The 24,499-nt window shown below is 46.1% G+C and carries 22 protein-coding genes; 14 read left to right on the forward strand and 8 right to left on the reverse strand.

What is annotated here, in order from left to right; translation table 11 throughout:
• Positions 1 to 111 precede the first annotated feature (111 nt).
• From Q4Q50_RS13605 to nqrF, 6 genes are all read left to right on the forward strand, one after another.
• Positions 112 to 1,485, forward strand: coding sequence for a Na(+)-translocating NADH-quinone reductase subunit A (locus tag Q4Q50_RS13605; RefSeq protein ID WP_311899735.1), 1,374 nt, complete (start codon positions 112 to 114; stop codon positions 1,483 to 1,485).
• Entirely contained in the window at positions 1,485 to 2,717 is a 1,233-nt protein-coding gene (locus Q4Q50_RS13610) for an NADH:ubiquinone reductase (Na(+)-transporting) subunit B (RefSeq protein ID WP_311899737.1), read from the forward strand. Before Q4Q50_RS13605 ends, Q4Q50_RS13610 begins: the two co-directional genes overlap by 1 nt.
• The gene (locus tag Q4Q50_RS13615; protein WP_311899739.1) at positions 2,707 to 3,513 is read left to right on the forward strand and encodes a Na(+)-translocating NADH-quinone reductase subunit C; all 807 of its coding nucleotides are present in this window, start codon (positions 2,707 to 2,709) and stop codon (positions 3,511 to 3,513) included. Before Q4Q50_RS13610 ends, Q4Q50_RS13615 begins: the two co-directional genes overlap by 11 nt.
• Positions 3,510 to 4,130 (forward strand): NADH:ubiquinone reductase (Na(+)-transporting) subunit D, encoded by a 621-nt coding sequence (locus Q4Q50_RS13620; protein WP_006080314.1) that lies wholly within the window; start codon positions 3,510 to 3,512, stop codon positions 4,128 to 4,130. Before Q4Q50_RS13615 ends, Q4Q50_RS13620 begins: the two co-directional genes overlap by 4 nt.
• A 9-nt stretch (positions 4,131 to 4,139) precedes the next feature.
• Positions 4,140 to 4,748 (forward strand): NADH:ubiquinone reductase (Na(+)-transporting) subunit E, encoded by a 609-nt coding sequence (gene nqrE / locus Q4Q50_RS13625; RefSeq protein WP_106651538.1) that lies wholly within the window; start codon positions 4,140 to 4,142, stop codon positions 4,746 to 4,748.
• 77 nt (positions 4,749 to 4,825) lie between these two features.
• Complete coding sequence (gene nqrF / locus Q4Q50_RS13630; protein ID WP_311899740.1) at positions 4,826 to 6,043, forward strand: NADH:ubiquinone reductase (Na(+)-transporting) subunit F; 1,218 nt, start codon at positions 4,826 to 4,828, stop codon at positions 6,041 to 6,043.
• A gap of 420 nt (positions 6,044 to 6,463) precedes the next feature.
• Here nqrF and Q4Q50_RS13635 read toward each other — a convergent pair whose 3' ends face one another.
• From Q4Q50_RS13635 to yjjX, 3 genes are all read right to left on the reverse strand, one after another.
• A complete protein-coding gene (locus tag Q4Q50_RS13635) occupies positions 6,464 to 8,920 on the reverse strand; it encodes an ankyrin repeat domain-containing protein (RefSeq protein ID WP_311899742.1) in 2,457 nt (818 codons plus the stop codon).
• A gap of 239 nt (positions 8,921 to 9,159) precedes the next feature.
• Positions 9,160 to 10,209: a bifunctional helix-turn-helix transcriptional regulator/GNAT family N-acetyltransferase gene (locus Q4Q50_RS13640; protein ID WP_311899744.1), complete on the reverse strand. Its 1,050-nt coding sequence runs from the start codon at positions 10,207 to 10,209 to the stop codon at positions 9,160 to 9,162.
• A 4-nt stretch (positions 10,210 to 10,213) separates the two neighbouring features.
• On the reverse strand, positions 10,214 to 10,774 hold the full coding sequence (yjjX, locus tag Q4Q50_RS13645) for an inosine/xanthosine triphosphatase (RefSeq protein ID WP_259214928.1): 561 nt from the start codon (positions 10,772 to 10,774) through the stop codon (positions 10,214 to 10,216).
• 244 nt (positions 10,775 to 11,018) lie between these two features.
• Here yjjX and Q4Q50_RS13650 point away from each other — a divergent pair, with 244 nt between their 5' ends.
• The gene (locus Q4Q50_RS13650; protein WP_311899747.1) at positions 11,019 to 13,583 is read left to right on the forward strand and encodes an acylase; all 2,565 of its coding nucleotides are present in this window, start codon (positions 11,019 to 11,021) and stop codon (positions 13,581 to 13,583) included.
• 450 nt (positions 13,584 to 14,033) lie between these two features.
• Positions 14,034 to 15,329, forward strand: coding sequence for an SLC5/6 family protein (locus tag Q4Q50_RS13655; RefSeq protein WP_220591045.1), 1,296 nt, complete (start codon positions 14,034 to 14,036; stop codon positions 15,327 to 15,329).
• A 127-nt stretch (positions 15,330 to 15,456) separates the two neighbouring features.
• On the opposite strand, the gene Q4Q50_RS13660 is transcribed toward Q4Q50_RS13655, so the two are convergent.
• Positions 15,457 to 15,900, reverse strand: a complete 444-nt coding sequence (locus Q4Q50_RS13660) for a GNAT family N-acetyltransferase (RefSeq protein WP_006080323.1) — start codon at positions 15,898 to 15,900, stop codon at positions 15,457 to 15,459.
• A gap of 212 nt (positions 15,901 to 16,112) precedes the next feature.
• Here Q4Q50_RS13660 and Q4Q50_RS13665 point away from each other — a divergent pair, with 212 nt between their 5' ends.
• Positions 16,113 to 16,409 (forward strand): hypothetical protein, encoded by a 297-nt coding sequence (locus Q4Q50_RS13665; protein ID WP_106651527.1) that lies wholly within the window; start codon positions 16,113 to 16,115, stop codon positions 16,407 to 16,409.
• A gap of 207 nt (positions 16,410 to 16,616) precedes the next feature.
• The gene (locus Q4Q50_RS13670) at positions 16,617 to 17,951 is read left to right on the forward strand and encodes a dicarboxylate/amino acid:cation symporter (protein ID WP_106651526.1); all 1,335 of its coding nucleotides are present in this window, start codon (positions 16,617 to 16,619) and stop codon (positions 17,949 to 17,951) included.
• A gap of 123 nt (positions 17,952 to 18,074) precedes the next feature.
• On the opposite strand, the gene Q4Q50_RS13675 is transcribed toward Q4Q50_RS13670, so the two are convergent.
• The gene (locus Q4Q50_RS13675) at positions 18,075 to 18,491 is read right to left on the reverse strand and encodes an META domain-containing protein (protein WP_300479052.1); all 417 of its coding nucleotides are present in this window, start codon (positions 18,489 to 18,491) and stop codon (positions 18,075 to 18,077) included.
• A 71-nt stretch (positions 18,492 to 18,562) separates the two neighbouring features.
• Between Q4Q50_RS13675 and Q4Q50_RS13680 the strand changes: the two genes are divergently transcribed.
• Positions 18,563 to 18,793 (forward strand): hypothetical protein, encoded by a 231-nt coding sequence (locus tag Q4Q50_RS13680; RefSeq protein ID WP_300479054.1) that lies wholly within the window; start codon positions 18,563 to 18,565, stop codon positions 18,791 to 18,793.
• A 120-nt stretch (positions 18,794 to 18,913) separates the two neighbouring features.
• Here the strand turns inward: Q4Q50_RS13680 and Q4Q50_RS13685 are convergent, their stop codons facing one another.
• Positions 18,914 to 19,930 (reverse strand): GGDEF domain-containing protein, encoded by a 1,017-nt coding sequence (locus Q4Q50_RS13685; RefSeq protein ID WP_311890938.1) that lies wholly within the window; start codon positions 19,928 to 19,930, stop codon positions 18,914 to 18,916.
• 168 nt (positions 19,931 to 20,098) lie between these two features.
• Here Q4Q50_RS13685 and Q4Q50_RS13690 point away from each other — a divergent pair, with 168 nt between their 5' ends.
• Positions 20,099 to 20,641, forward strand: coding sequence for a GNAT family N-acetyltransferase (locus Q4Q50_RS13690; protein WP_311890937.1), 543 nt, complete (start codon positions 20,099 to 20,101; stop codon positions 20,639 to 20,641).
• An 80-nt stretch (positions 20,642 to 20,721) separates the two neighbouring features.
• On the forward strand, positions 20,722 to 21,072 hold the full coding sequence (locus Q4Q50_RS13695; RefSeq protein ID WP_311899749.1) for a hypothetical protein: 351 nt from the start codon (positions 20,722 to 20,724) through the stop codon (positions 21,070 to 21,072).
• 38 nt (positions 21,073 to 21,110) lie between these two features.
• Here the strand turns inward: Q4Q50_RS13695 and Q4Q50_RS13700 are convergent, their stop codons facing one another.
• Positions 21,111 to 21,515 carry a GNAT family N-acetyltransferase gene (locus tag Q4Q50_RS13700; protein ID WP_311890935.1) on the reverse strand — a complete coding sequence of 135 codons (405 nt, stop codon included), beginning with the start codon at positions 21,513 to 21,515 and terminating at the stop codon, positions 21,111 to 21,113.
• A gap of 863 nt (positions 21,516 to 22,378) precedes the next feature.
• Positions 22,379 to 23,272 (reverse strand): MBL fold metallo-hydrolase, encoded by an 894-nt coding sequence (locus Q4Q50_RS13705; RefSeq protein WP_311899751.1) that lies wholly within the window; start codon positions 23,270 to 23,272, stop codon positions 22,379 to 22,381.
• 137 nt (positions 23,273 to 23,409) lie between these two features.
• Between Q4Q50_RS13705 and Q4Q50_RS13710 the strand changes: the two genes are divergently transcribed.
• On the forward strand, positions 23,410 to 24,360 hold the full coding sequence (locus Q4Q50_RS13710; RefSeq protein ID WP_311899753.1) for a GlxA family transcriptional regulator: 951 nt from the start codon (positions 23,410 to 23,412) through the stop codon (positions 24,358 to 24,360).
• Positions 24,361 to 24,499 lie beyond the last annotated feature (139 nt).

Below are 24,499 nucleotides of genomic sequence, written 5' to 3' on the forward strand. Positions count from 1 at the left end.
TACGTATCTAACTTACGAATTTGCAGCGGAATGTGACGCCAATATCGGAATCTGCGTTAACAAATCTCTACCCTAAATTTATCTAAAAATTTTTCATGGTTGATATTTGTGATGGCAGATTTTTCAAACCAAATTGTAACGATCAAAAAAGGCCTCGACTTGCCGATTGCTGGCGAGCCGCGACAGGTCATTGAACTCGGTGCTAAGCCATCCCAAGTGGCTGTTCTGGGTGAAGAATTCGTTGGGCTTAAGCCGACGATGTTGGTCGAAGAGGGCGATTGGGTTCAAAAGGGCCAAGCCCTGTTTGAAGATAAAAAAACACCGGGCGTGTTGTTCACTGCACCCGCTAGTGGCCAAGTCGTGGCGATTAACCGCGGCGAGCGCCGAATTCTACAATCGGTTGTCATTCGTTGTGATGACGGCGAAAACCGCGATGGACAGATTTCCTTCGAAATCCATCAAGACATCGCCGCTTTAGCAAGGTCAACCGTTCAGGCGCAATTAGTGAAAAGCGGTCTATGGACTGCACTGCGTACGCGGCCTTTCTCGCGCGTGCCTGCGCTCGATAGCACGCCCGCAGGGATTTTTGTTACCGCAATTGATACTAATCCACTGGCCGCCGATCCGCGTTTGATCATCGCCGAGCAAACCGAGGCTTTTAAAGCTGGCTTGCTGGTGTTGAGCCGCTTAACCGAGGGCAAGGTTTACCTGTGTCAGGATAAGGGCGAAGCGATTGTGAAAGAGGCATTGCCGCAACTTGAGGTGCGCCGTTTTGACGGTGTTCATCCAGCTGGTTTAGTCGGCACTCATATTCACTTTACTTTACCTGTGAGTTTAGAGCGTCAGGTATGGCATATCGGCTATCAAGACGTGATTGCCTACGGCAAGTTATTCCAAACCGGTGAGTTATATACCGACCGCATCGTCGCCTTAGGTGGCCCGAGCGTGCTGAACCCGCGTTTACTGCGCACTCAATTGGGCGCTGAGCTAAGTGCCTTAGTCAGTGATGAGATTAAACCTGGCCATAACCGCGTGGTATCGGGATCTGTGTTATCTGGCCATACCGCGGCGGGCGTACATGACTTCTTAGGCCGATTCCACAACCAAGTGTCAGTACTGAGCGAAGATTCGCAGCACCATGTTCTCCCTTGGGTGCGCGGTGGTTCTGACAAATTCTCCATCACTCGTGCCGTAACATCACGTCTGTTTGGTGCGACTAAATTGTTCGAGTTTACGACTCATCAGGGCGGTTCAGCTCGCGCCATGATGGCTTTTGGTCAGTTAGATCGCGTGATGCCACTGGATATTTTACCCACCTTACTCGTTCGAGACTTAGTGGTGCGTGATACCGATGAGGCGCAGGCCTTAGGTGCATTGGAGTTAGATGAAGAAGATCTGGCGCTGTGTACTTTTGTGTGTCCCGGCAAATATGACTTTGGTAAAGAATTACGTGCCTGTCTAGATGTTATCGAGAGGGAAGGTTAATGACTAAGCAAGTTAAAAAACCTGATTTACAGCAAGCCGCAGATTTACAGGAAGAATACTACGCAACGGGTAAGTCGATGAAGGGCTTTTTGCGTTCACTCGTTATTGCCAGTGGCCACAGCACTAAGGGTAAAGTGCATGTGCGTGACGCGATTGACGTGAAACGTACCATGACACTAGTCGGTTTGTGTTTACTGCCCGCCATTTTATTCGGTCTATATAACATTGGCCTACAGGCACAGCTTGCGCTTGCGGGTGGCTTATCGACCCCAGATATTTGGAAGTTAGAAATCTTTAATACCCTGTTTGGCGGCCTTAGCCAAGACACTGGGATATTAGGTTTATTCCTCTATGGTCTTAGTTTTTATCTGCCGATTTACCTGACAGCGCTGCTGACCAGTTTGTTCTGGGAAGTGGTATTTGCGCGGGTTCGCGGCCAAGAGTTGCACGAAGGTTTCTTCGTTACAGCCCTGCTATTTACCTTAATCTTGCCAGTATCGACACCGCTATGGCTGGTGGCCATGGGGATTTCCTTCGGTGTGGTTGTGGCTAAAGAGCTGTTTGGCGGCATGGGATATAACTTCCTTAACCCTGCGTTGGCGGGCTTGGCTTTTATCTACTTCGCCTATCCCTCTGAAGTTGCAACCATTAAACAGCTCGTTGCCGTTGATGGTTTCTCTGGTGCGACTGCACTGGCACAAACCGCAGCGGGCAAGCTGAGCTTTGCCGATTACTCTTGGTTTAGTGCCTTTAGCGATCCTAACTGGTGGAACAATTTCTTTGGCTTTACCGTGGGCGCGATTGGTGAAACTAGCACCTTAGCCATTTTGATCGGCGGTTCACTATTGCTGATCAGCCGTTTAGCCGACTGGCGCATTGTGCTTGGTGTGCTGCTGGGCATGATTGTGACTGCAACCATCTGTAATTACATCGGTTCTAGCAGCAATGACATGATGGCAATGCCGTGGACTTGGCATCTGGTCACTGGCGGTTTTGCGCTGGCGATGATGTTTATGGCCACCGATCCTGTGACCACTTCCTACACTCGCCAAGGCAAATTTGCCTACGGTGCCTTGATTGGTTTTATGACAGTGCTTATCCGTGTCGCTAACCCCAAAATGCCTGAGGGCGTGATGTTAGCCATTCTGTTCGCCAACCTTTGGGCGCCGCTGTTCGATTATCTGGTGGCCCGCGCCAACATCAAACGGAGATTAAAACGTCATGGTCTTTAAGAAAGATACAGTGGTGGGGACCATGATCTTCACCATCACGCTCTGTCTCCTGTGCTCATTTATGATCACAGGCACAGCAGGCATATTGAAAGAACGTAAAGTCGCCAAAAAACGTGACGAAGTGAAGCGTTATGTGTTGATGGCCGCTGATGTGAACTTAGGTCAGGGCACTGAATTTAGAGATATTTTCGCTAAATCGGTTAAGCCATTATTGATCAACCTAGACACAGGTAAGGTGGACTCTGACGCTAACGTGCTCGATTTCGATGAGCGTATGGCGGCGATTAATCCTGAGACCTCAAGCGCACCGAAAAAGGACATCGCCAAGATTAAAACCCGTGCGAACGATGCCCGCGTATTTAAAGTGCTCGATGCCAACGGCAAGTTAGACAGTGTGGTTGTGCCTTTCTACGGTAAAGGTCTGTGGTCGATGATCTACGGTTATGTGGCGGTTGAACCCGATTTCAATACTATCAAAGGGTTAGTCGTGTACGAGCATGGCGAAACCCCGGGTATCGGCGACTTTGTGACCGATCCCCATTGGTTATCGCTGTGGAAGGGTAAGCAATTATTTGATGAAAAGGGCAAATTTGCTATGCGCCTCGTTAAAGGCGGCGCTAAAGAAGGCGATGTCCACGGTGTCGATGCTGTGAGTGGCGCGACCATGACAGGCCGCGGCGTGCAGCGCGCAATGGAGTTTTGGTTTGGGGTTGAGGGTTTTCAAACCTTCTTCAATCAGCTGAAAGCGTCGGCCGCGCAGGGTGAATTGCAAGGTGAGATGGGAGAGGCAAAATGAGCAACACTTTATCCATGCGTGACATGTTAACGGGGCCAGTGTTTGCCAATAACCCCGTCGCCATGCAAGTGCTGGGCGTATGTTCGGCACTGGCGGTCAGTAACTCAATGCAAACCGCTGTGGTGATGACGCTCGCAGTGACCTTTGTGTTGGTATTTTCCAACCTGATTATCTCTGCCATCCGTAACTTTATCCCAACCAGTGTGCGCATTATCGCCCAGATGACGGTTATCGCCTCTTTGGTGATTATCGTCGATATGGTACTGCAGGATGTGGCCTACGAGTTATCTAAACAACTTTCTGTATTCGTTGGGTTAATTATCACTAACTGTATCATCATGGGCCGCGCAGAGGCCTTCGCCATGAAGTATCCACCTCATTTAGCGGTCGTCGATGCGCTGGGTAATGCGACAGGTTATGGCTTGATTTTGATCAGCGTTGCCTTTGTACGCGAGCTGTTAGGAACGGGCAATTTATTCGGTCATAGCGTGTTTACCACCATTGAAAATGGCGGCTGGTACTTGCCAAACGAAATGTTCAAGTTACCACCGAGCGCCTTCTTCCTGATTGGCGTGCTGATCTGGACTATCAATGTGATCCAGCGGAAACGGGGTTAAGGAGCAGATATGGAACACTATATAAATCTATTTTTGCAGGCCACTTTTATCGACAACATGGCGCTGTCGTTCTTCTTGGGCATGTGTACTTTCTTGGCCGTGTCTAAAAAGGTGTCAACCGCCTTTGGTTTAGGCGTAGCCGTGATTGTGGTGATGACCTTAGCCGTGCCGTTAAACCAGCTGATTTACGTCAAAGTACTCGCACCTGGTGCATTGTCTTGGGCGGGATTACCCGGTATCGATTTAAGTTACCTGCAGCTGATCACTTTCATCGGTGTGATTGCGGCGTTAGTGCAAATCCTTGAAATGTTTCTGGATAAGTACATTCCTAGCCTGTATGACTCCCTTGGGATCTTCTTACCTTTGCTCACAGTAAACTGCGCGATTTTTGCTGGGGTGATCTTTATGGCGAACCGTGATTACAACTTCGGTGAGTCAGTGGTGTTTGCGATGGGTTCGGGTTTTGGCTGGGCGGTGGCAATTGTGCTGCTGGCGGGGCTGCGTGAAAGAATGAAATTCAACGCGATTCCCGAAGGCTTACAAGGTATTGGTATCACCTTTATCACAACAGGCTTGATGGCGCTGGGCTTTATGTCTTTCTCAGGGATCTCGCTGTAACGCTACAGTAGGCGAGCCAAGAATTGAGAAAGTGAAACCAGATTCTTTTTAGAAAAGAGCTAGAAAAGGGTAATACGATGGAAATGGCAATTGGCATAGGCATGTTCACGCTAGTGGTCTGTCTATTGGTGATAGTGATTCTAATCGCCAAAAAGAAATTAGTGGCTACAGGTGATGTGACGATTGGCATCAACGAAGATGCTGAAAAAAGCATACAAGTTGCCGCGGGTGACAAGTTACTCGGCGCCTTGGCGAGTCAGAGTATTTTTATTCCGTCTGCCTGTGGTGGCGGCGGAACCTGCGGTCAGTGTCGAGTGAAAATCAAATCGGGCGGCGGTGATATTCTGCCGACTGAAATGGGCCATATCACCAAGAAAGAGGCTAAAGAAGGGTGTCGTCTCGCCTGCCAAGTCTCAGTGAAAACCGATATGGAACTTGAGCTCGACGAAGAAATCTTTGGGGTGAAAAAGTGGCAATGTCAGGTGATCTCTAATGATAACAAGGCGACGTTTATCAAGGAGTTATTGCTTGAGTTACCCGAAGGTGAAGATGTTCGCTTTAAAGCGGGGGGTTATATTCAAATTGAAGCGCCAGCCCATGTGGTGAAATACGCAGACTTTGATATTCCTGAAAAATACCGTGGCGATTGGGATAAATACGGCCTGTTTGACATTGTCTCTACCGTCAACGAAGAAGTGTTGCGCGCTTACTCTATGGCCAACTATCCCGATGAAAAGGGCCGCATTATGCTGAACGTGCGGATTGCGACGCCGCCATCGGCCAATGTGCCAGCGGGCAAGATGTCATCTTACATCTTCAACCTGAAAGCGGGCGATACAGTGACGATTTCTGGGCCATTCGGAGAGTTCTTTGTGAAGGAAACCGATGCGGAAATGGTGTTTATCGGCGGCGGTGCGGGCATGGCACCTATGCGTTCACACATTTTCGATCAGCTTAAGAGTAAGAAAACCACACGTAAAATGAGCTTCTGGTACGGCGCACGTTCGACCCGTGAAGTGTTTTACCAAGCGGATTTCGATGCCCTAGCGGCCGAGAATGACAACTTCGTCTGGCATGTGGCGTTATCTGAGCCATTGCCTGAGGATAATTGGACTGGCTACACTGGCTTTATTCATAATGTGATTTATGAGAATTATCTTAAGAATCATAAGGCACCAGAAGACTGCGAGTACTACATGTGTGGTCCTCCAATCATGAACTCTTCAGTAATTAAGATGCTTGAAAGCCTAGGTGTTGAGCCAGAAAACATCCTACTCGATGATTTTGGTGATTAAGCGGTAAGTGAAATAGAAAATCGCGTTAGGAAGAGCTAGTACAGCTGAGTCTAACGCGATTTTTGTTTATAGGGCTTTTAGTTTTAGGCTTTGATATCTAGCTAAAGGATTTAATAGGTGGGGTTTTCGAGACTAATTTGAGTGCTGCGAGGGCGTGGCATACAAACCTCCTTGTTTCATGCTTAACCAAAGCATAGGCAGAAGTTAGCTATCGAGCTATTAAGATTAGGTGTCTAAGTTTCGATTTAAGTTTCGATTTAAGTTTCGGCCGTGTCAGTATCCTAAGTATCACTTTTTGTTAGCGTTAACCTCGAAAGAGTAAAGCCCCAAAGTTGGGGCTTTAGCCTTGGTTCTCGTTGTCGTTGGCAGTTAAGGAGCGAACCGCTGCCCAAAGTAGGTGATAAAAGTAGGTGATAACAGTTACCAGAAGCGCTTTCTCAGTACGGTTTCAATCTCGATATCAACCCTAAAGTACTGCAAAATCGTCCAGACAGAATCGACTAAGGCTTCGGTTAGGGCGGGATAATCATCCTCGATTAACTTGTTTATCTCATCGACCGTATCATCAATATATTCCTGCACGCTTTCTTCAAACTCCGCTTGGGTGGCCTGATTGCGGAAAAAGCTAAAATCATTCAGTTTTTCAATCAGCAGATCGAGCTGTTCTTCTATGCCTTTAAATTGGGCAACAGTGATATCGGGATCCTTTGCGATAAGTTTAAAGAAGCTCTGCACTTTGGTTTTGAGATCAAACAGCGTTGGGATTTGGCTTTTATCTGAAGCCGCATTACTTACCTCTAATTTGGCCTTTTTAGACACTATATCTGGTTGGCCAGCAGGAGCGTTATCATCTGCCGTCTCGGTTGTCTGCATATTTGGGATAGGTTTAGTTTCAGTCTGCGCCTGAACTTGAGTCGGCTGTTGCATTGTTTCGCCATTAATATGTTGCAGCAGGCGACGGCTGAAATAGCTTTCTGGCTCCGCGACTTCGAGTGCTCGCTTAAGCTGAGTTTCACTGTAGGAGGCTATTTGCAGCAGCGCTTCGAAAATTTCCTTATATTCCAGCTCTATAGCCGAGACCAGCGCGCTATTACCGCGGCAGTTCTCAGTTGTTAAGTTGGCGCCATATTGTTGCAAAAGTCTTAAGATCCGCACCGCCGTTGATTCAAAGCGGGGGAACTCGATTGAACTGCCGCCTATCACAGCGCAAAGGGCGGGGGTGGTGTCTTCGGCATTGATGGCATTGGGGTTGGCGTCATGTTCGAGTAGCACCTCAACGCAGGACTGCGCGCCGTAGTAACAGGCGCACATCAGTGGCGTAAATTGCTCATCTACTGAGAATTCTTCAATTTTGGCTCCGTGGCGTAGTAACAGTTCCACGGTATTGCGCCGCATGGGGCCTGAGATTTGATCCCACCAGTAGGTCGAAATCGCCTTGTGTAGAATGGGTGAGTTATCGTGGCCGCAATGGGTAAAAATATCCCCGCCTTGGTTAATAAGCCATTCAAGTATTTGGGTTCGACAGGAGATAGCCGCCGCAGACACATAGTTAGTGTTGTAGATATTGGTGAGGCTTAAATCCAGCCCCTTGGTGAGCAGATATTCCATCACTTGGATAAGTGTTGCTTGATCTTCTTTACCTGAACCACGCTGGCATAGGGTGAGTAAGGTCGGTTCATCCACCGCACCAAATTTTTTATTGATATCCATACCATATTGCAGGAACAGATCGAGGAACTCGGGCAGAAAGGTTTTGTTTTCGACCATTGGATAAATCAGTAGTCGTAAGTTCGACCAGACTAACATCTCATAGGCTTTACCCGTATTCACAAATTCGGCATTAGGATTAGCGCCATATTTGAGCAAGAGTTCAAGGGCTTGATAGATGTAACTCCGTTTGTTTACATCGGTAAATTTAGCGAGATCAAGATATTGGTTGAGCAAGGGGGAATGGTCGGCATCAGGCGGTGTCATCCTATAGATGCGATTAATATCGACGGTGGCCTTAATCAGTTTTTTGATAATCCTAAGGTCAAATTCTGAGGTCAATGCCGCATAGACCAAACTTTTGGCGTGGGAGTCTGCTTTGAGCTGCGGATAATTGTCTAACAGGTATTCAGTGTAGTCTTGCGCTTTGGCGTAAACGCATAGTTCGAGTAAATTGGCATCGTCCCAGAAGCTACTGTCATTTGCCATAATATAACGGGACTTTTTAAATTCAGGAAAGCGTTTTACTAAAGGAGCAAAGGCTTCAATCCCCCAGAATCCGCTCGAGGAAATAATATTTCCAATTAGACTTAATTTACCTATTTCTAATGGGATGTCTTTATTAATGATATGCAGAAATAGATCTTTACTTCGTTCATCATATAATATTTCTAGCGGGTGGTTTACTTCACCATTGGTCCAAAAACTCACCGGTTTATTGATGTCTAACTTAGCTGCAAGTAGAAGATCTATCATATCTCTACGTTGATGATCCTGATAGATATACTGCGGATTAGGATGAAATAGATAGTTGAGCCAGCAATTATTGTATTGATTTTGAAAGTAAAGATTGGCACCAGAGTCTAGGTATAGGGTAACGAGTTCAGAGTTATTATATTCAATAGCCGAATGCAAGGCACTGAAACCATTGCATTCGATTTTAGCGCCTTTGTTGAGCAAGTATTTTATAAGCACTAAATCGGACTGAGGACGGCAAGATAGTGGAACTAATATGTTACAGGGCGAAATATTGAGATCAATAAAATTGAGATCTCCACTATCGGCAAGAAATTGATCAACTTTCTTTATTTTAGCCGAGGTCGAAAGTGTGTTATCTAGGCATATTTCCCGAAGAGTGAGTTTCTTATTACTAAAAATCCAACTGAGCATAATGTTCCCTATTTAATGCCGTTAACAAAATGGTATCAAATGCCTTTCAATTTATTAAAAATTGAGCAAGGTAAAATTGCCATATTTTAATGCAATTAAGTTAAGAAAAACTATGCCCTAAGACTGATAATTAAAATCATCTTGCTGAATAACATTTGTTGATACCAATTGATAATGCCAAACAAGTTGAATCATGGCTGTTTGGCATTGTTACTTCAGTTTGAATTCCGCTTTGTATTCTATTTATTCAGCTCTAGCAGCATAGGCATTTCGCAGGCGTAGTGGCCTGTGTTGCCTAGGGGAGCGGATAGATGTACAAAGCCCAATTTCTCATAGAGTTTTACGGCTTCATTTAACGCGGCTGTGGTTTCTAAATAGCAGCTTTGATAACCCGTTTCGCGGGCGAAATCGAGTGCCATTAGCGCTACGCGTGTTGCGAGCCCTTTGCCGCGGATTTCAGGCATAAAGTACATTTTCTGTAGTTCACAAACACCCTCATTGCTAGCTAAAGGCGCAATACCGGCGCCGCCTAGAATGCGCCCCTCTAATTCAATAATCCAATAGTTGGCGCCCGCTTGGGAGTAAATCTGGCTGAGGCAATCTAAGGTCGGGTCGGCCACGCTATAACCTTTATCCGCGGTTAAGCCGTATTCAGCCGAGACATCGCGGATGACTTTGGCAATCGCGGCATCATCTTGGGCTGTGGCTTGGCGAATGTGACAGCCACTTTGGTGTTTGGCGTTATGTACGGCTTGGTTATATAACATGAGTGCCTCTTCGATTTGTGAGGTTTGTGCTGGGGTCAGTTGGGCTAAGATCTCTTGAAATAATTGATTTTGTTGAGTATCTAATTTCAGGAGTAACTTCTTCCCCGCGGGCGTAAGTTGTACGACTAAACAGCGACTGTCCCGAGGATGAATTTGACTCAGGGCAAGATTTTTATCAATCAGATGCTTAATGGCTCGGCTCGCATTGGACTTATCTATGCTGAGTTTGCAGGCCAGCTCTTTGATGGTCAGCGGCTGCTTGCCTATCTCAAATAAGGCGTGGGCTTGCACTGGCGAGAGGGGCAAATCTCCAAAGGCGGCGTTGAGCATGCCTAAATTCCTCACCAGATAGCGAGATAAGTGCCTGAGTTGGGCGGATGAGCCTGATTCCGCCGTTTGCTTAGTTTGAGTCACAGGCTTAGCTGGATCTGGAGTCGGTGGTGCGTCTGTTTGAGCCATAGTCGAATGGGTTTGGTTGCATGTCACAACTAAGTTAGCGGGCTTCAACTGCGCTTGCAACATGTTACTAACAAGTTTGTGCGTAAATATCGGGATTTAATAGCGGCGCCATGGCGAGAATAATCGCTTGGGTGTAATTACTTTCACGGGTCGCGTGGCCGTGGGTGAGCAAACCTATGGCACCGCCTTTTTGTTTGATATTGACAGTATTGAACAATCTATCCATCACATGCCCGAGTTCTTCACCTGCTTCTAATGCCCGATAAACCTGCATTGGCAGAGGCAAAATTGCGCTGCGGCCAATGGCAAGTTGGTCTTTATGCCCAATGGCGATATAGGCGAATGTGGCTGGGCCAAAGTCGAAACAATCGACACCGCCTTCCATCGCAAAATAGTAGTCGGCTTGAGTATCTTGTAGATCCTGCTGTTGACAGTAGTGCACCCGATTAATCGCCCCTTGGCGAGTGTCTTTATCTGTCATTGGCTGCGCCGCAACACCTGAAGGTGCATCCATACCGCTGGCTTCTATGATGCTGTCAGGGAACAGTTGTGCCATCGCTTTGGTTGCCGCGTTGATTTTTACTGGGTTTTTAGAACCCACTTTTATCTTGATAATGTTTTGTTGCATATAAGTTATTTAATTCGGCTTTTAATGTAGACGCTCGTTTGAATCATTGCTTAAATGGTATGAGGTGTCTAAGTGTTTGGGTTTTCTATTCTGCCACAGTCGTCGGCGAAGCTCAGTAAAAAGCCAACAGTAGGGGAGGCAATAGCCAGCCTTAGGGACTAGGAAGCGACATATGTCTATTGCTCTTTCAGTAATGGAGGCAGGGATAGGCAATTGAAGGAACCAAAACCAAGAGATAATAATAATGAAATTCAACAAACTCGTGATCGCTATGGGGATGGCCTGCGGTGTAATACTCGCCGGCTGTAATGATAGCGAAGATAGCACTACGCCCACCGAACCCGAAACTCAACTGCAAGCTTTTGCCCCCAACGGTTTACTCAAAGCCAATATTCGCCGCACCACCTACGGCGTGCCACATATCCAAGCCGATAACTTAGAAAGCTTAGGTTTTGGTAGTGGTTATGCGCAGGCACAGGACAATTTATGTGTGTTAGCCGATGGCTTTATTAAGGCTAACTCGCAGCGTTCCATGTACTTTGGCCCCCATGCGTCGATTGACTTCACTACGGGCCAACCCACAGCGGAAGATAACGGCAACTTGATCTCTGACTTTGCCTACAAAGCGTTAAAGATCAGAGCACAAGCCGAAGAAAAATGGCCACAGTTTAGTGAAAACTCTCGGGCGCTGATCCAAGGTTTTACCTCTGGTTATAACCAATATCTTGCCGATGTCGAAGCGGGTAAACAAACGGCAGAACCTTTCTGTGGCGGTCAGCCTTGGGTGAAACCTATAGTGCCAGAGGATGTGGTGACTTATTTGTTTTCAATCGCTTTGTTACCGGGCGCAGCTAACTTCCTCGATTTGATTTTTTACGCTAACCCGGGGGATGCGCAGGAATATATGCCGCGTATCGTAGGGCCTGCGCCCAGCCAAGACCAAACCGCATTTGTGGCCGATATGCAGTCTAAGTTGATTGCCCGCGCGGCCCGCATCACCACGCCAGAGACCAATCCCCGAGGATTAGGCTCTAATGGTTGGGGTTTAGGTAAGGATAAAACCGAGAACGGTAAAGGCATGGTGCTCGGTAATCCGCATTTTCCGCATACGGGTAACCTGCGTTTTTGGCAGTCCCATATTACGATCCCTGGGCATTTAGACATGATGGGCGGTTCGCTTGTGGGTATGCCCGGGCCGATTAATATCGGTTTTAACAAAGATTTAGCGTGGACTCATACCTTCTCTACCGCCGAACATTTTGTGATGTATAACTTAGAGTTAGTCTCGGGCGATCGGATGCAATATCTGTTCGATGGCAAACCAATGCCGATCACCAAAGAGACGGTATCGATTCTGGTGAATGCTGGTCCTGCCGGCATGTTAGTGGCCGAGAAGGATATTTACACCACGGCAAAAGGCCCTATGGTTGAAGCGCCACCTGCTTTAGCGCCTTTTGGTTGGGATGATGGCAGCGCCTTTATGATCCAAGACGCCAACATGGGCAATATGGACCCCGTTGACCATTGGTTAGCGATGGACATGGCGACCAATAAAGAAGAGTTCCAACAGGCCTTCAAGGATTACGACGGCGTTATCTTCAATAACACTATGTACGCCGATAAAGAGGGCAATGCTTTCTACATCGACGACTCGACAGTCCCGGGATTGTCTGAATCGGCAGTGGTGTTGTTAAAAACCTCGCCAGACATTAAAGCGGCTAAGGCGCAGGCCGGATTTACGATTTTACCCGGCAACACATCGCTGTTTAGTTTCGATGGCCCAACACCCTATGCCCGTGCGCCAAAGCTTGAGCGTACTGACTTTGTGCAAAACTCCAATGACTCATTCTGGTCGACTAACTTGAATGAACCGCTGACTTATTTCTCGCCCATGTATGGACCAGAAGCAGGGCAATTGTCGCTGCGAACGCGTATGGGCTTGAGCTTAATGCAGGATGCGGCTGGGGCAGATGGCAAGTTTAGCTTGGAAGAACTCGAAGCGGCTGTGTTGTCTAATCGCAGTTATCTTGCTGAGTTAGTGCTGCCTGATTTGATTGCCCAGTGTGATGCCCAAGGCAGCACGCCTGTTGTGGTGTCGGCGAGTTTATCTAAGGATGTCACTTCGGCGTGCACGGCGTTAAAAGCGTGGAATGGTAAGCAAGATAACGACAGCAAAGGCGGTGCTTTACTGCGTGAGTTTGCCCACCAATTCAGCCAAACGACCATGTTGACCCAAGGATTCGATCCCGCCAATGCGGCGACGACACCTAAAACCTTGACCACAGATGGCAGCGCCTTAGTGGCCTTAGCCCACAGTGCACTGAATCTTGAGGCGGCGGGTTTTACCTTAGATGCGCCATTGGGTGAGGTGCAATTTGTGGAGAAATCGCTGCCTGACGGTACACCAAGCGGGTCGCGTTTACCTTGGCCGGGTAGCCACAATGCCGAGGGTGGATTCAACGTGTTCTCGACCAGTCTGTCGGGTGACGACACTTTAATCCCGCAGCACAAGTACGCAGCTGTGATGGACGTGGTTACTGGCAAGGCGATGAGTTCTGGCTTAACGGCGAAGGGATATCAAGTGCGTTACGGTTCGAGCTGGATGATGGCTGTGAACTTTACTGATGAAGGGCCAGTGGCGCGGGGAATTTTAACTTACTCTGAGTCGAGTAATATCCTAACGCCAGCGTTTGCCGATCAAAGTATCTTGTACTCAAGCGAGAAAAGTTTCCGTCCGTTGTTGTTCAAAGAGGCCGATATAGCGCCAGCCGTGGTGTCGACCACTGAGCTCACGTTACAGAAACCTTAAGTCTGCTTTTGCGTTAATCGTTAACGGCTCACTCCGGCGTTGGTTCCGCAGTGAGCCGTTTTTTATACGCTTTTACAACTGATAGCGACTTGTAAAAATTTAACATTAGCGGATGTGATCTTGATCGACTCTAGCTATCGATATGCGGTACTGGATCATGTTTTGCTGATTTTTGTGACTTATCTCCGAATCGGTGTTTTTCTCGGCGCTTATGCTATGTCACTGGCTTTGGTTTGAGGTGAAAATATTGTGTCGTTAAGCGGTTTTTTATGTGTGTTTTTTGCTGCTGCATTGAAAACTTATTACATTAAATCAGCGATCTAGATCTCAATATCAGTTTATTATGAAATTCCCTTACATAAAGCCGTGTCAGATCAACTTTTATGGGCTTTTTTTGGTTATCCTTAGCGCGAATTTATTATGCTAGTCACACCGTAAGGTAACTTTTATATGCAAAAAGATGCGACCAGTGTTCTTGGAACACCTCAAAGCACACAGAATCTAGATTCAACGAAACACTTACCTTGGACTCGCCAAGATACGACTTGGATGTTGAGTTTATTTGGCACTGCCGTAGGCGCTGGAATTTTATTTTTACCCATCAATGCGGGAATGGGCGGCTTTTGGCCTTTGGTATTAATGGCGGCAATTATCGGTCCTATGACCTATCTTGCTCACCGAGGTTTATCTCGTTTTGTTTGTTCATCAAGCATTCCCGGTAGCGACATTACCCAAGTCGTAGAAGAGCATTTTGGTGTTGGCGCAGGTAAGGCCATTACCGTACTGTATTTCTTTGCTATCTACCCGATTGTATTAATTTACGGTGTGGGCATTACTAACACTGTTGATAGCTTTATCGTCAACCAATTAGGTATGGCCTCGCCACCACGCTTTATTTTATCGGGTGTATTGATCCTCGGTATGATGGCTGTGATGGTTGCGGGTGAAAAGTTCATGCTGAAAGTGACACAATTACTGGTGTATCCGCTGGTGGGTATTTTGGCCTTTATGTCTATCTACCTGATCCCAGAATGGAAAATGGATGCCTTACAAGTTGTGCCAGAAGCGGGTGCATTTTTAGGTACAGTGTGGTTAACGATTCCTGTGCTCGTGTTCGCCTTTAACCATTCTCCTGCGATTTCACAGTTCTCTGTGTCACTAAAACGTGATCATGGCGCCAATGCTTCTCGTAAAGCCGACGTGATTTTACGTAACACTTCGATGATGTTAGTGGGCTTTGTGATGTTGTTTGTGTTCTCTTGTGTGCTGTCGTTATCACCAGCCCAATTGGCAGAAGCGAAAGCGCAGAACTTACCGATTTTGTCTTACCTCGCCAACGTGCATTCAAGTGGTTTTGTAAGCTACTTTGGTCCGTTTATCGCCTTTATCGCGATTGTGTCCTCTTTCTTCGGCCATTACATGGGCGCGACAGAAGGCATGAAAGGGGTGATTGTTAAGCAGTTACGTTCAAGCGGCAAATCAGTGACTGATACTAAGATCGACAAGTTCATCCTAGGCTTTATGTTTGTCACTATCTGGGCTGTGGCTGTGATCAACCCAAGTATCTTAGGCATGATTGAAGCTTTAGGCGGCCCAATTATCGCGGCTATCCTGTACTTGATGCCTATGTATGCCGTGTATAAAGTGCCAGCGTTAAAAGCCTATCGTGGCCGTATCAGCAATATCTTAGTGATCATTGCAGGTTTACTGGCGATGACGGCGATTCTGTTTGGTTTCTTCCGTTAAGTTTTGCGAGTGCAGTGAAGCTTAACGAGGAGTTAGCGTTAGGCTTTTAATCTGAATCGTGACTCGTAAAAAAAGGATCGTGCCATTGGCCCGATCCTTTTTTATTGTGAATAAGCTATTGAAGCACTTATTTTTCTTCGTACATTAAATAGTAACTCTGCTTCATCCCTAATGCTTGATAGGTCTGCTGGGCGGCGAGGTTTTCTTGCTCAACATACAAACGGAAGCTGGCGGCGCCACCATTGGCTTCGGCCAGTTGTTTGACTTCACTGTAGAGCTTGCCATAAATGCCTTGGCGACGATTTTGCGGGCGAATATACACACTCTGGATCCAGTAATAATCCTTGGCGCGCCAATCGCTCCATTCAAATGTCACCATAAGCGAGCCGACTATCTCACCTTCAATTTCGGCGACGAGGTAAAACCCTTTTTGCGGGCTCTCAAGTAGCGTGCCCACACCGCGGGTTAGTGTCACTTCATCTAAGGCTAAGCCTTCGGTTTCTTGGGCCATCGCCTGATTAAATTGGACTAAGGCACTGAGGTCCTGAGCCTTAGCTTTACGGATCAACATACAACAACTCCTAGGCGGTTATTGAGTAATACCGCTCTTGTTTAGTGAACAACCATTTTGTGGCTCACTTTAGCATGGAACATTGTGGGATAACGAGTTCGGCAGTGGCAGGTTTGGCACTGATATTATTTGTTGTTGCGGATTTTTGTACGACTAAAGTCTTATCTGCTAGGCTTATCTCTAGTACCCTTTTTGAACTAAGTGAGCTAATGATGGGATTCGTTAAGTCGACACGCCGCTATAAGCTTAAGGTTTTACCTGCCTTTGAGCTTGGTGCTGATGAGAAAATTAATCATCGTTTACACTTTGTATTCACTTTATTGAGCTTTGGTTTATGGGGATTAGTTTGGTGGTGGTTGATCTTGAAAGCTAAGGGTAAGTCTGACTTTATTTTCAGTGGTTTTGATGACGATTACTGGAGTTATTTGATTGAACGTGAGCAACCGCCTGCAGCGCTTTATCGTCAGCAAATTGCACCTGTTATGGTGACAGTCTATTTTGATGCTTAATATAAAGGTTAAGTATGCAGTCGCGTTGGTCGATGTCGTTGGCATATTTGGCTGGTTTTACGGCGGTTGGCATCAACGTGATACAGATCATCCTTAGATTTTTGCCCGTTATGCTAGACTCTGCGCTCAGCTAATTTGGGGAATAAATTAGTGCCAGCCAAGGATAGGCATTCGCCCGTTCTTCATTTCAAATTCAAGGTTATTAACATGTCAAAACAAACGTCATCAATGTTAGGCCGTACATGGTCCTACTGGATGTCAGTGCCTCTGTGGCTACAAATTCTAGTCGGTATGGTGCTCGGAATTACGGTTGGCGTAGTATTAGGTGAGCAAGCGACGGTGTTAAAACCGATTGGAACCTTATTCGTCAATATTATTAAGATGTTGATTGTGCCGTTAGTGTTTTGTTCACTGATCGTGGGTGTGACTTCGATGGAAGACACTGCCAAGATGGGCCGGATTGGTTTTAAGTCCTTTACTTTCTATCTTTGTACTACGGCAATTGCTATCAGTATTGGATTGGCCGTTGGATATGTTATCCAGCCAGGTGCGGGTCTTGATTTACCCTTACCCTCAGGTGTTTCTGATGTAGCGAAGGAAGTGCCTTCGGTAATGCAGACTCTGATTGATATAGTCCCAACCAACCCTATCGCGGCGTTAGCTAACGGTCAGATCTTGCAAGTTATCGTTTTTGCGGTTGCCTTAGGGATTGCCTTAGTGTTGATCGGTGACCATGGAAAACCAGCGATTAAAGTGTTCGAGAGTCTTGCTGAAGCCATGTACAAGTTAACCGATATGGTGATGAAGCTGGCGCCCTATGGTGTATTTGGATTGATGGCTTGGGTGGCGGGAGCATACGGGATTGAAATGTTACTCCCTCTGCTTAAGGTTATTGTTGCCGTCTACGTTGGCTGCATTATTCACGTATTAGGCTTCTACAGTATTGTTTTGAGTATGTTTTCTAAACTGAATCCTTTACATTTTTTCAAGGGGATCAGTAATGCAATGGCTGTGGCATTTACTACCTCTAGTTCAGCGGGTACCTTACCTGCGAGCATGAAATGCGCCAGCGAATACTTAGGTGTGAACAAGAAAATTTCCAGTTTTGTATTGCCGCTGGGTACAACCATTAACATGGATGGCACCGCTTTATATCAAGGTGTGACGGCTCTTTTTGTCGCCCAAGCTTTTGGTATTGACTTAACTTGGGTAGATTACCTCACCATCATTTTAACGGCGACTTTAGCCTCAATTGGTACGGCTGGCGTACCAGGCGCGGGTTTGGTGATGTTAACGTTAGTATTATCGACAGTCGGTTTACCCTTGGAAGGCGTGGCGTTAATTGCTGGGATTGACCGGATTTTGGATATGGCACGCACGGTAGTTAACGTATCCGGTGATTTAGTGGCGACAACTGTGATTGCTAAATCTGAGGATGAATTGGATATGGAGCACTACAATGCCGATATGGTGCAAAGTGCCGTGCTAGCCGAGCAGAATATCGCCCTCGAAACCGCGGCTGAGCAAAGCGCTAAAGTCTAGTCGTCTTCGGTTGCTGGTTGTAGAACGAAAAAACCGCCAATGGCGGTTTTTTTATGCGAGTCAATTGTACTTTGCTGAAGCTTATCTCGTTGAGTTTACTTCAGTTAGCTTACTTCACAGGGCTTACTTCAATTGACTTAAGACTAGCACTGGCTTGCCGTCGCTGTTAAGTAGCGTCAGGCGACCTTGCACTAACTTAGCTTTGGCCACTAATGGCATTGCTTGCATGACTTTGTGCTCTTGCTGCATTAGCGCATCGACACAGGCTTTCATTGTGCTACCAGCAGGAGATAGCTTAAGCTCTTGGCCTTGCTGGGTATATTGACCGAAAAAGTTATTACAGCTGTTGTTGCCGTGTAATTTGCCTTCGGCCTCAAAGGTGATTTGCGCTGGGCTGTAATCGATAGTCGGTTGGCCTTGAACCATCTCAATGTGCCAGCTGCCCTCTAATGGAATGGTCTCATTTTGGGCTATATCGGTACTTTGGCAGGCGGTGAGTCCCAACAGTAGCGCACCTAAGATGAATGTTTGTTTTAACATCGTTACGGTTCCTTTTTCCATGGTTATGGCCATAGTGTGACAAGTTTTATCAAAGATCTAAAGAGGTTTATATGTCGGACACATTTAAAAGTACTATGAATTTGTTGAAGTTTTTACATTGGTTAGGCGTATTGATGCTAGTTTGTGGACTTGGGTTCTATATGTTGACGCAATGGAGTCTAGAGATAAGCGGCATGTTACTGATCTCAAGCCTGATTGGCTTAGGATTGGTCCTGATGTCACCCTATCCCGTGGTGCTGTTTATCCAATGGGCGAAGCGCCAGGATGAGCAATCTAAGTGATTTTGTACTGCCTCAAATTAAACCCAAAACTCGTTAAATCGCCATTTCGTTAAATCAAAGCTCGGTTAACCTATCGCTTCGCTAACTCACAGTTTTTCGTTAAATCACTGCTTCATTAACTTAAAGCGCCGCCGAATCTGCGGCGGGATTATCGTATAAGCTTGAGTCTATAGCGGGCTTAACTGGCGTGTCTTCAACCTCAGGCTTTGGTGGTTGCATTGAATCGAGTTTACCCCGCGCGAGTTCCATCATGGGCGCGAGTTTGGCGCTGGATTCCGGGGTGAAAAAACTGTAGCTCGCATCGAGTCTAAGTAGATGATTTTGCTGTTCAAGCAGTTTTTCAACCCGCTTCATAATATGTTGAATATCCCGTTCACCATCGACAAAGGCCAGTACCACAAATTGCGTGGTGTTGTAGTGGGCGGCTACGTCTGCGGTCCGTATCGTATCTTGAATTAACTTACCCAACAGCCTGTGATGATTATCCTCAAGCGGGACTGGCGCGTTATCCGGACTCAATAATTCAAAGAAGATGATGCCTGCATGGGCACCAAAGCGGCGACCTAAATTGAGCTGTCTTGGCGCCATCATCAAAAAACCATAATGATTGAGCATGCCGGTTTCTTGATCGCGCATCGAAAGGGATTCAATGCGATGGTTCTGGCACAGCAGAGACAATTCCTGTTGCAGCAATATCTGAAACGGTTCGAGCATAGCGGCATTGGCTAGCGGCTCTGCCATATGTGGGTTGAGTACGCACAGGGCGCCAAATTGGCTGCCATCGGGCCAAGCGATTGGGCGCGAGAGAATGTGCTGAATGCCATCAAAATCCCGTGGTAAATCATCCAACATAAAACTGCCAAGGTTGTGATATAAGCCATCGGGTTGGCTATTTTGGATTTGTTGGAAAAGTTCGAACTCAGCGGGGTACAAAGTACCCGCGGTAAATTGTGTTGTTTCAGTGATTGCACTGACAATGATCTCAAATCCGGCGCTGGTCTTTTGGAATATAAAAACCGTGTTAGCGTTGTAATAGCTGTTGATTAGCTCACATTGGTGCATCCAGCGAGTGAGATTCACTTGCTGATTGTCGCTATCAAGTAAACTCAGGTTGGGATTGATGGTCTCGGGCAACATACAAACGCCTAACTAGGGCTAGATATCCATTAAGTTTGGGAAATAAAAGGGGATTTAGCAAATCAAGGCACTAAATAGCACCTTGTTCTAGCTGTGCCTACTAAGCCAACCGAGTATACTGACGGCCTTAAATTGGGCCTAAAGCCAACATTATGCCGTGAGAACACTGTGAAGATTAGATTAGCCTTACCCCAAGATGTTGATTTATTAGCGATGCTAGAGAAAAAACATCTCAATGACGAATTAGCTTCCGCCAATATGGGACTGCAAGGGCAAGCTTTTTCCCACAGTGAATTGAGCGAATTAGTGCAGCATCATTGGGTCGTAGTGGCGCAGGTTGAGCTGCAGATCGTCGGTTATGTGATTGCCGGCCGTTGGGGATTTTTCGAACATTGGCCCATTTATCGCACTTTGTTGAATCGTTTGCCGCAACTCGATTGGGATGGGCCTAAATTAACTAAGACTAACTCTTGCCAATACGGGCCGATTTGGGTGCAGCAAGCCTACCGTGGACAAGGGATTTTTGAGGCATTAGTCAGTGAAATTCGTCGCCAAGTTGCTCCGCATTTTAGCTATATGTTGACCTTTATTGCCGAAGATAATGAACGTTCCTTTGCCGCCCACTCGGGAAAAGCGCACATGCAGGTGGTGGATTTTTTCACTGTGTCAGCGCGGGATTACTATTTAATGGCGGCAAAGACCCAAGCTTAGTTGTTCGATGATAGACATTAAGGATTCAATCTCTACTGCGTAAATAACCCGAGTTCAGGTTAAATAACGGAGATAAATACATGAATGTACAATTTGTTGAGTCACTATTAACGGCCTATGCCGAAGTCAATTTATCGGCTTGGGACAACTTGAGATTGGTCTTATCTGAGTGCGCCCACCATGAATGTGAGGCGAAGGGATTTGAAGTCGAGTTTGTTTCCGATTCAGGGCAAGCGCAGCATTATTGGGTCGAAGTAGGGGATATTTGGCTCGATTGTGGCCGAACCAATGCCTATTCTGCGACGATAACGCGACTGACGGATGCGCAAGTCAGCCGCGCGAATACAAAAAAGGCGCTAGAGTGCGCCATTTTATCCCAAGAGCAGATTGGTCTACTGTGCATGCAAAACGCCCATTTCGACCATTGCTGAGTGTGTTAATTCAGTCTGTTTCTCAATCGCTTTTTTGATCAATACTTCTTCATCAGAAAGATGCGCTGAGGGTTAGTGGTGACTATGCCTATGATCTCAAACCCTTGTTTTTCATAAAACACAGGTGCTTGAATTGACAAGGTATCCACTTGAGCTACCAAGCAACCCCGCTGTTTCGCCTCAGCTTCAGCAAGCGCCATGAGTTTGCACCCAAGCCCTGTGCCTCTGGTTTGGTCATCAACCCAGACCACATTGATTAAGAAGTTTTTATAGATAGTCCTGCCACCCACACCACCAATCAACTTGCCATTTTCATCACGTGCTATGACAGTCAAAGGCACTGATTTCTCAGGCCCTAATAGCCCAGCATTAAATTGCCTAACGCCGTCTACCAGCGCATCCACAATCGCGTTATTTTCTTCATGAATAACTTCAAATTTCACTTAAATTTCTTCCTTAAAAATATTTTTTTGCTTTCAAATCATATAGCAACTATCAGTAAACTCAATGTTGGACAGAAGTGCGTTAGATTTAATGCACTAAAGGTGAGTAATAGCATTTAGATTCGTTGGCTGATATCCATTAACGCAGGCTTGCCATGGCATTCGCTCGTCAGTCCTTTGATGCTCGACCGCCCCGTCAATGGGGCGACGGTCGTCTCGCTATCACCATGGCTCACTTTTTTGGTATTAGCGGAACCTGTGGATTGAAAAGATTACACAATATACTTTTGGACAGAAATGTGTTGGAAAGTAGTGTTTTGGGAGCAGTAATTTCAGTTGTTAGAAGTTTAGCGTTTACGGGTATCCACTCACACAGGCTTGCCATGGCATTCGCTCGTCGACTCGCAGCCAGTCCGTCCTTGGATGCTCGACCGCCCCGTCCATGGGGCGGACGGTCGTCTCGCCAATCACCATTGCTCACCTTTTGGGCACTAGTGTAACCAGTCTGTATGAAGGAGATACCCAGCAAGCTTTTGGACAAAACCTTGTTAGATAATTCACTCTTATGAGCCAGATTCGGATTAGCTATTCTATTAGCAATGCTTCGTTTGGCTACAAACTAATCAATAAACGATAAAACCAGTCGGAATAGGCATAACAGGGACATGAATCAGTTCTCTAGAGATTTGATTCATCTAAAGGGAAAAAACCGCCCCAGAATAGCCGCAAACAGGGCAATAGGACGAGGTTTAGCGGCTGACGTGAATCAGTCTGGTGTAGAGTGATTCACTCGCTCACTACTTCGAGTACTCACTTATCCCCCTTTGTTCCTTACCCACGACTAATTAATTAAGAAGCTATACTTATAACTTCAACGATTCACCATCTTCAGGAATTAATACTTGTTTTTCAATGCCTTCTTCTTGCACAAACTCCCTGAGCTCTTTACGAGTCAATGCTGCGTGATTGACCGTATCCATGTGTACAGCAACAATGTTAGCTTGAGGTGCATGCTTAATAGTTCGAAGTGTGTCCTGTTCACCCATGATAATAGAGCCTTCAAGGCCGTCTAAACGAGCATCACCTGTGTTAAGAACAACTACTTCAGGCTTAAATTCATTTAGAGCATTTTCCACTTCATTACGCCAAATGGTATCACCGACAAAATATACAGTACTGTAATTATCTGCTTGTAACACCACCCCCATAGCTTCTCCTAACAATTTAGCTAACTCTGGGATTGCATACATTTCATCCGTGCCATGCTGCCCACCTGTTTTGGTTAAACTAATACCATTGAACTGAGTTTTAATGCCTAACACACGCACATCTTTAAAGCCTTGAGCGCGAATAGTATTTGCATCCTCTTCATTTTGAACAAATAAAGGCATCGTTTTAGGAATTACACTTTGTGCTGCATCATCCCAATGATCAAGATGTGTGTGAGTGACAATAACAGCGTCTACATTGTCAATTACAGCTTTAGCTGACATGGGTAAATCGATCATTGGTATACGTATTTCACTACGGTAAGTACCGGCAAAACCAGAATAGGTATCTTTCTTTGCCAGCATAGGGTCTATTAAAAATGTTGTGTCACCATAAGTGAGTTTAGATGTTGCATTTCGAATATGCTGAAACTGAACCTGCTGTGGTTCTGAATGCAGCGTTGGAGCCGATTCAGCTAATGCATTGGTGCTATTTATGATGGTTGCAAGCCCTAAGGTAAATAGGATGGTGATAGCTTTGTTTTTCATAATGTATCTCTTTGGCGGTTGATTAATATGAGACATTATCTTCGGTATTTACGAGATGGAATATTGACCCAAGTGACAAATATCGAAACAATTGGGCCAAATAATGATATGACGATTCACTTGGGAGCGCTTTGCACATGCAAGTACCAACTGTCGCTTTGATTCTCTACCCTCATTTCAGCGTGTTTCATGTCGCTGTGCCTCAAGCCGTTTTTTCGATGCAGCCAGATGGCAAACCCATTTTTGACTTAAAGATCGTGTCAATTGATTGTAAGCCACAACACTCTGACAATTGGATGACAGTCCAGCCTGATGGTGGATTAGAACTCGTTGAGTTGGCAGATATAGTCGTCATTCCAGGGTGGCATGACCTAGAAAGTCCGCCTGCTTCCAATATTTCTGAAGTATTGGTTAGAGCTCATGAAAGAGGATCTACGGTCGTGGGGCTTTGCTATGGTGCTTACGCATTAGCCTACTCAGGGCTATTAGATGAAAAAGAAGCGGCAACTCATTGGATGGCAGAGGACGATTTTACTGTTCGTTTTCCAAATATAAAGCTAAATACGAACGCACTTTATGTTGAAAGCGACCGTGTAGTCACTTCCGCAGGTACTGCAGCCGCTTTAGACTGTTGCTTGTATATTGTGAGGTCTTTTTATGGGACAAAAACAGCGAATAAAGTTGCGCGCATCTTAGTTGTACCTCCACACAGAGAAGGCGGCCAGGCACAATTTATTGCACAACCCATCCCAAAATCAACTCAAGATGCAGAGGTCAATCGGTTACTGGATTATTTACGTGAAAACCTCGACAAACAATATTCCATCGCTGATTTAGCAGACCAATTATTTATGAGTCGCCGTACCTTTACTCGGCATTTCAACAACGCTACCGGTATGTCATTTGGAAAATGGCTTGTGAACGCTCGTCTGCAACGTAGCCTTGAGCTTCTTGAAAGTACACGACTTCCTGTAGAAAAAGTGTCTGAAATGGTTGGTTTTCAGACTGCAACGTCATTTAGGCAACATTTTAATCAACGTTTTCAAGTTAGCCCAAGTGCTTGGCGTAAAACGTTTGCGGGAAACTAACGATGTTAGAGCTATGTTGGAAGCAACTCTAAAATAAACTATAAACGCCGATTTTACTGAGTGTTCGATTTTTACAAGTACACTATAGAAAGCACTTTAGCCAAAAGCTAACGTGAAATGATGGTGTTCAGCCCGTGAA

Origin of the sequence: Shewanella scandinavica (assembly GCF_031932065.1) — a bacterium.
GTDB lineage: Bacteria > Pseudomonadota > Gammaproteobacteria > Enterobacterales > Shewanellaceae > Shewanella > Shewanella baltica.

Bases quoted from the DNA above. Each gene is read 5' to 3' on its own strand.
- Q4Q50_RS13610 (WP_311899737.1), top strand. From the start codon at position 1,485: ATGACTAAGCAAGTTAAAAAACCTGATTTACAGCAAGCCGCAGATTTA.
- Q4Q50_RS13675 (WP_300479052.1), bottom strand. From the start codon at position 18,491: ATGTTAAAACAAACATTCATCTTAGGTGCGCTACTGTTGGGACTCACC.
- Q4Q50_RS13665 (WP_106651527.1), top strand. From the start codon at position 16,113: ATGGGATTCGTTAAGTCGACACGCCGCTATAAGCTTAAGGTTTTACCT.
- nqrE (WP_106651538.1), top strand. From the start codon at position 4,140: ATGGAACACTATATAAATCTATTTTTGCAGGCCACTTTTATCGACAAC.
- Q4Q50_RS13655 (WP_220591045.1), top strand. From the start codon at position 14,034: ATGCAAAAAGATGCGACCAGTGTTCTTGGAACACCTCAAAGCACACAG.
- Q4Q50_RS13705 (WP_311899751.1), bottom strand. From the start codon at position 23,272: ATGAAAAACAAAGCTATCACCATCCTATTTACCTTAGGGCTTGCAACC.
- Q4Q50_RS13680 (WP_300479054.1), top strand. From the start codon at position 18,563: ATGTCGGACACATTTAAAAGTACTATGAATTTGTTGAAGTTTTTACAT.
- Q4Q50_RS13660 (WP_006080323.1), bottom strand. From the start codon at position 15,900: ATGTTGATCCGTAAAGCTAAGGCTCAGGACCTCAGTGCCTTAGTCCAA.
- Q4Q50_RS13615 (WP_311899739.1), top strand. From the start codon at position 2,707: ATGGTCTTTAAGAAAGATACAGTGGTGGGGACCATGATCTTCACCATC.
- Q4Q50_RS13685 (WP_311890938.1), bottom strand. From the start codon at position 19,930: ATGTTGCCCGAGACCATCAATCCCAACCTGAGTTTACTTGATAGCGAC.
- Q4Q50_RS13650 (WP_311899747.1), top strand. From the start codon at position 11,019: ATGAAATTCAACAAACTCGTGATCGCTATGGGGATGGCCTGCGGTGTA.
- Q4Q50_RS13620 (WP_006080314.1), top strand. From the start codon at position 3,510: ATGAGCAACACTTTATCCATGCGTGACATGTTAACGGGGCCAGTGTTT.
- Q4Q50_RS13640 (WP_311899744.1), bottom strand. From the start codon at position 10,209: ATGTTGCAAGCGCAGTTGAAGCCCGCTAACTTAGTTGTGACATGCAAC.
- nqrF (WP_311899740.1), top strand. From the start codon at position 4,826: ATGGAAATGGCAATTGGCATAGGCATGTTCACGCTAGTGGTCTGTCTA.
- Q4Q50_RS13605 (WP_311899735.1), top strand. From the start codon at position 112: ATGGCAGATTTTTCAAACCAAATTGTAACGATCAAAAAAGGCCTCGAC.
- Q4Q50_RS13635 (WP_311899742.1), bottom strand. From the start codon at position 8,920: ATGCTCAGTTGGATTTTTAGTAATAAGAAACTCACTCTTCGGGAAATA.
- Q4Q50_RS13710 (WP_311899753.1), top strand. From the start codon at position 23,410: ATGCAAGTACCAACTGTCGCTTTGATTCTCTACCCTCATTTCAGCGTG.
- Q4Q50_RS13670 (WP_106651526.1), top strand. From the start codon at position 16,617: ATGTCAAAACAAACGTCATCAATGTTAGGCCGTACATGGTCCTACTGG.
- Q4Q50_RS13695 (WP_311899749.1), top strand. From the start codon at position 20,722: ATGAATGTACAATTTGTTGAGTCACTATTAACGGCCTATGCCGAAGTC.
- yjjX (WP_259214928.1), bottom strand. From the start codon at position 10,774: ATGCAACAAAACATTATCAAGATAAAAGTGGGTTCTAAAAACCCAGTA.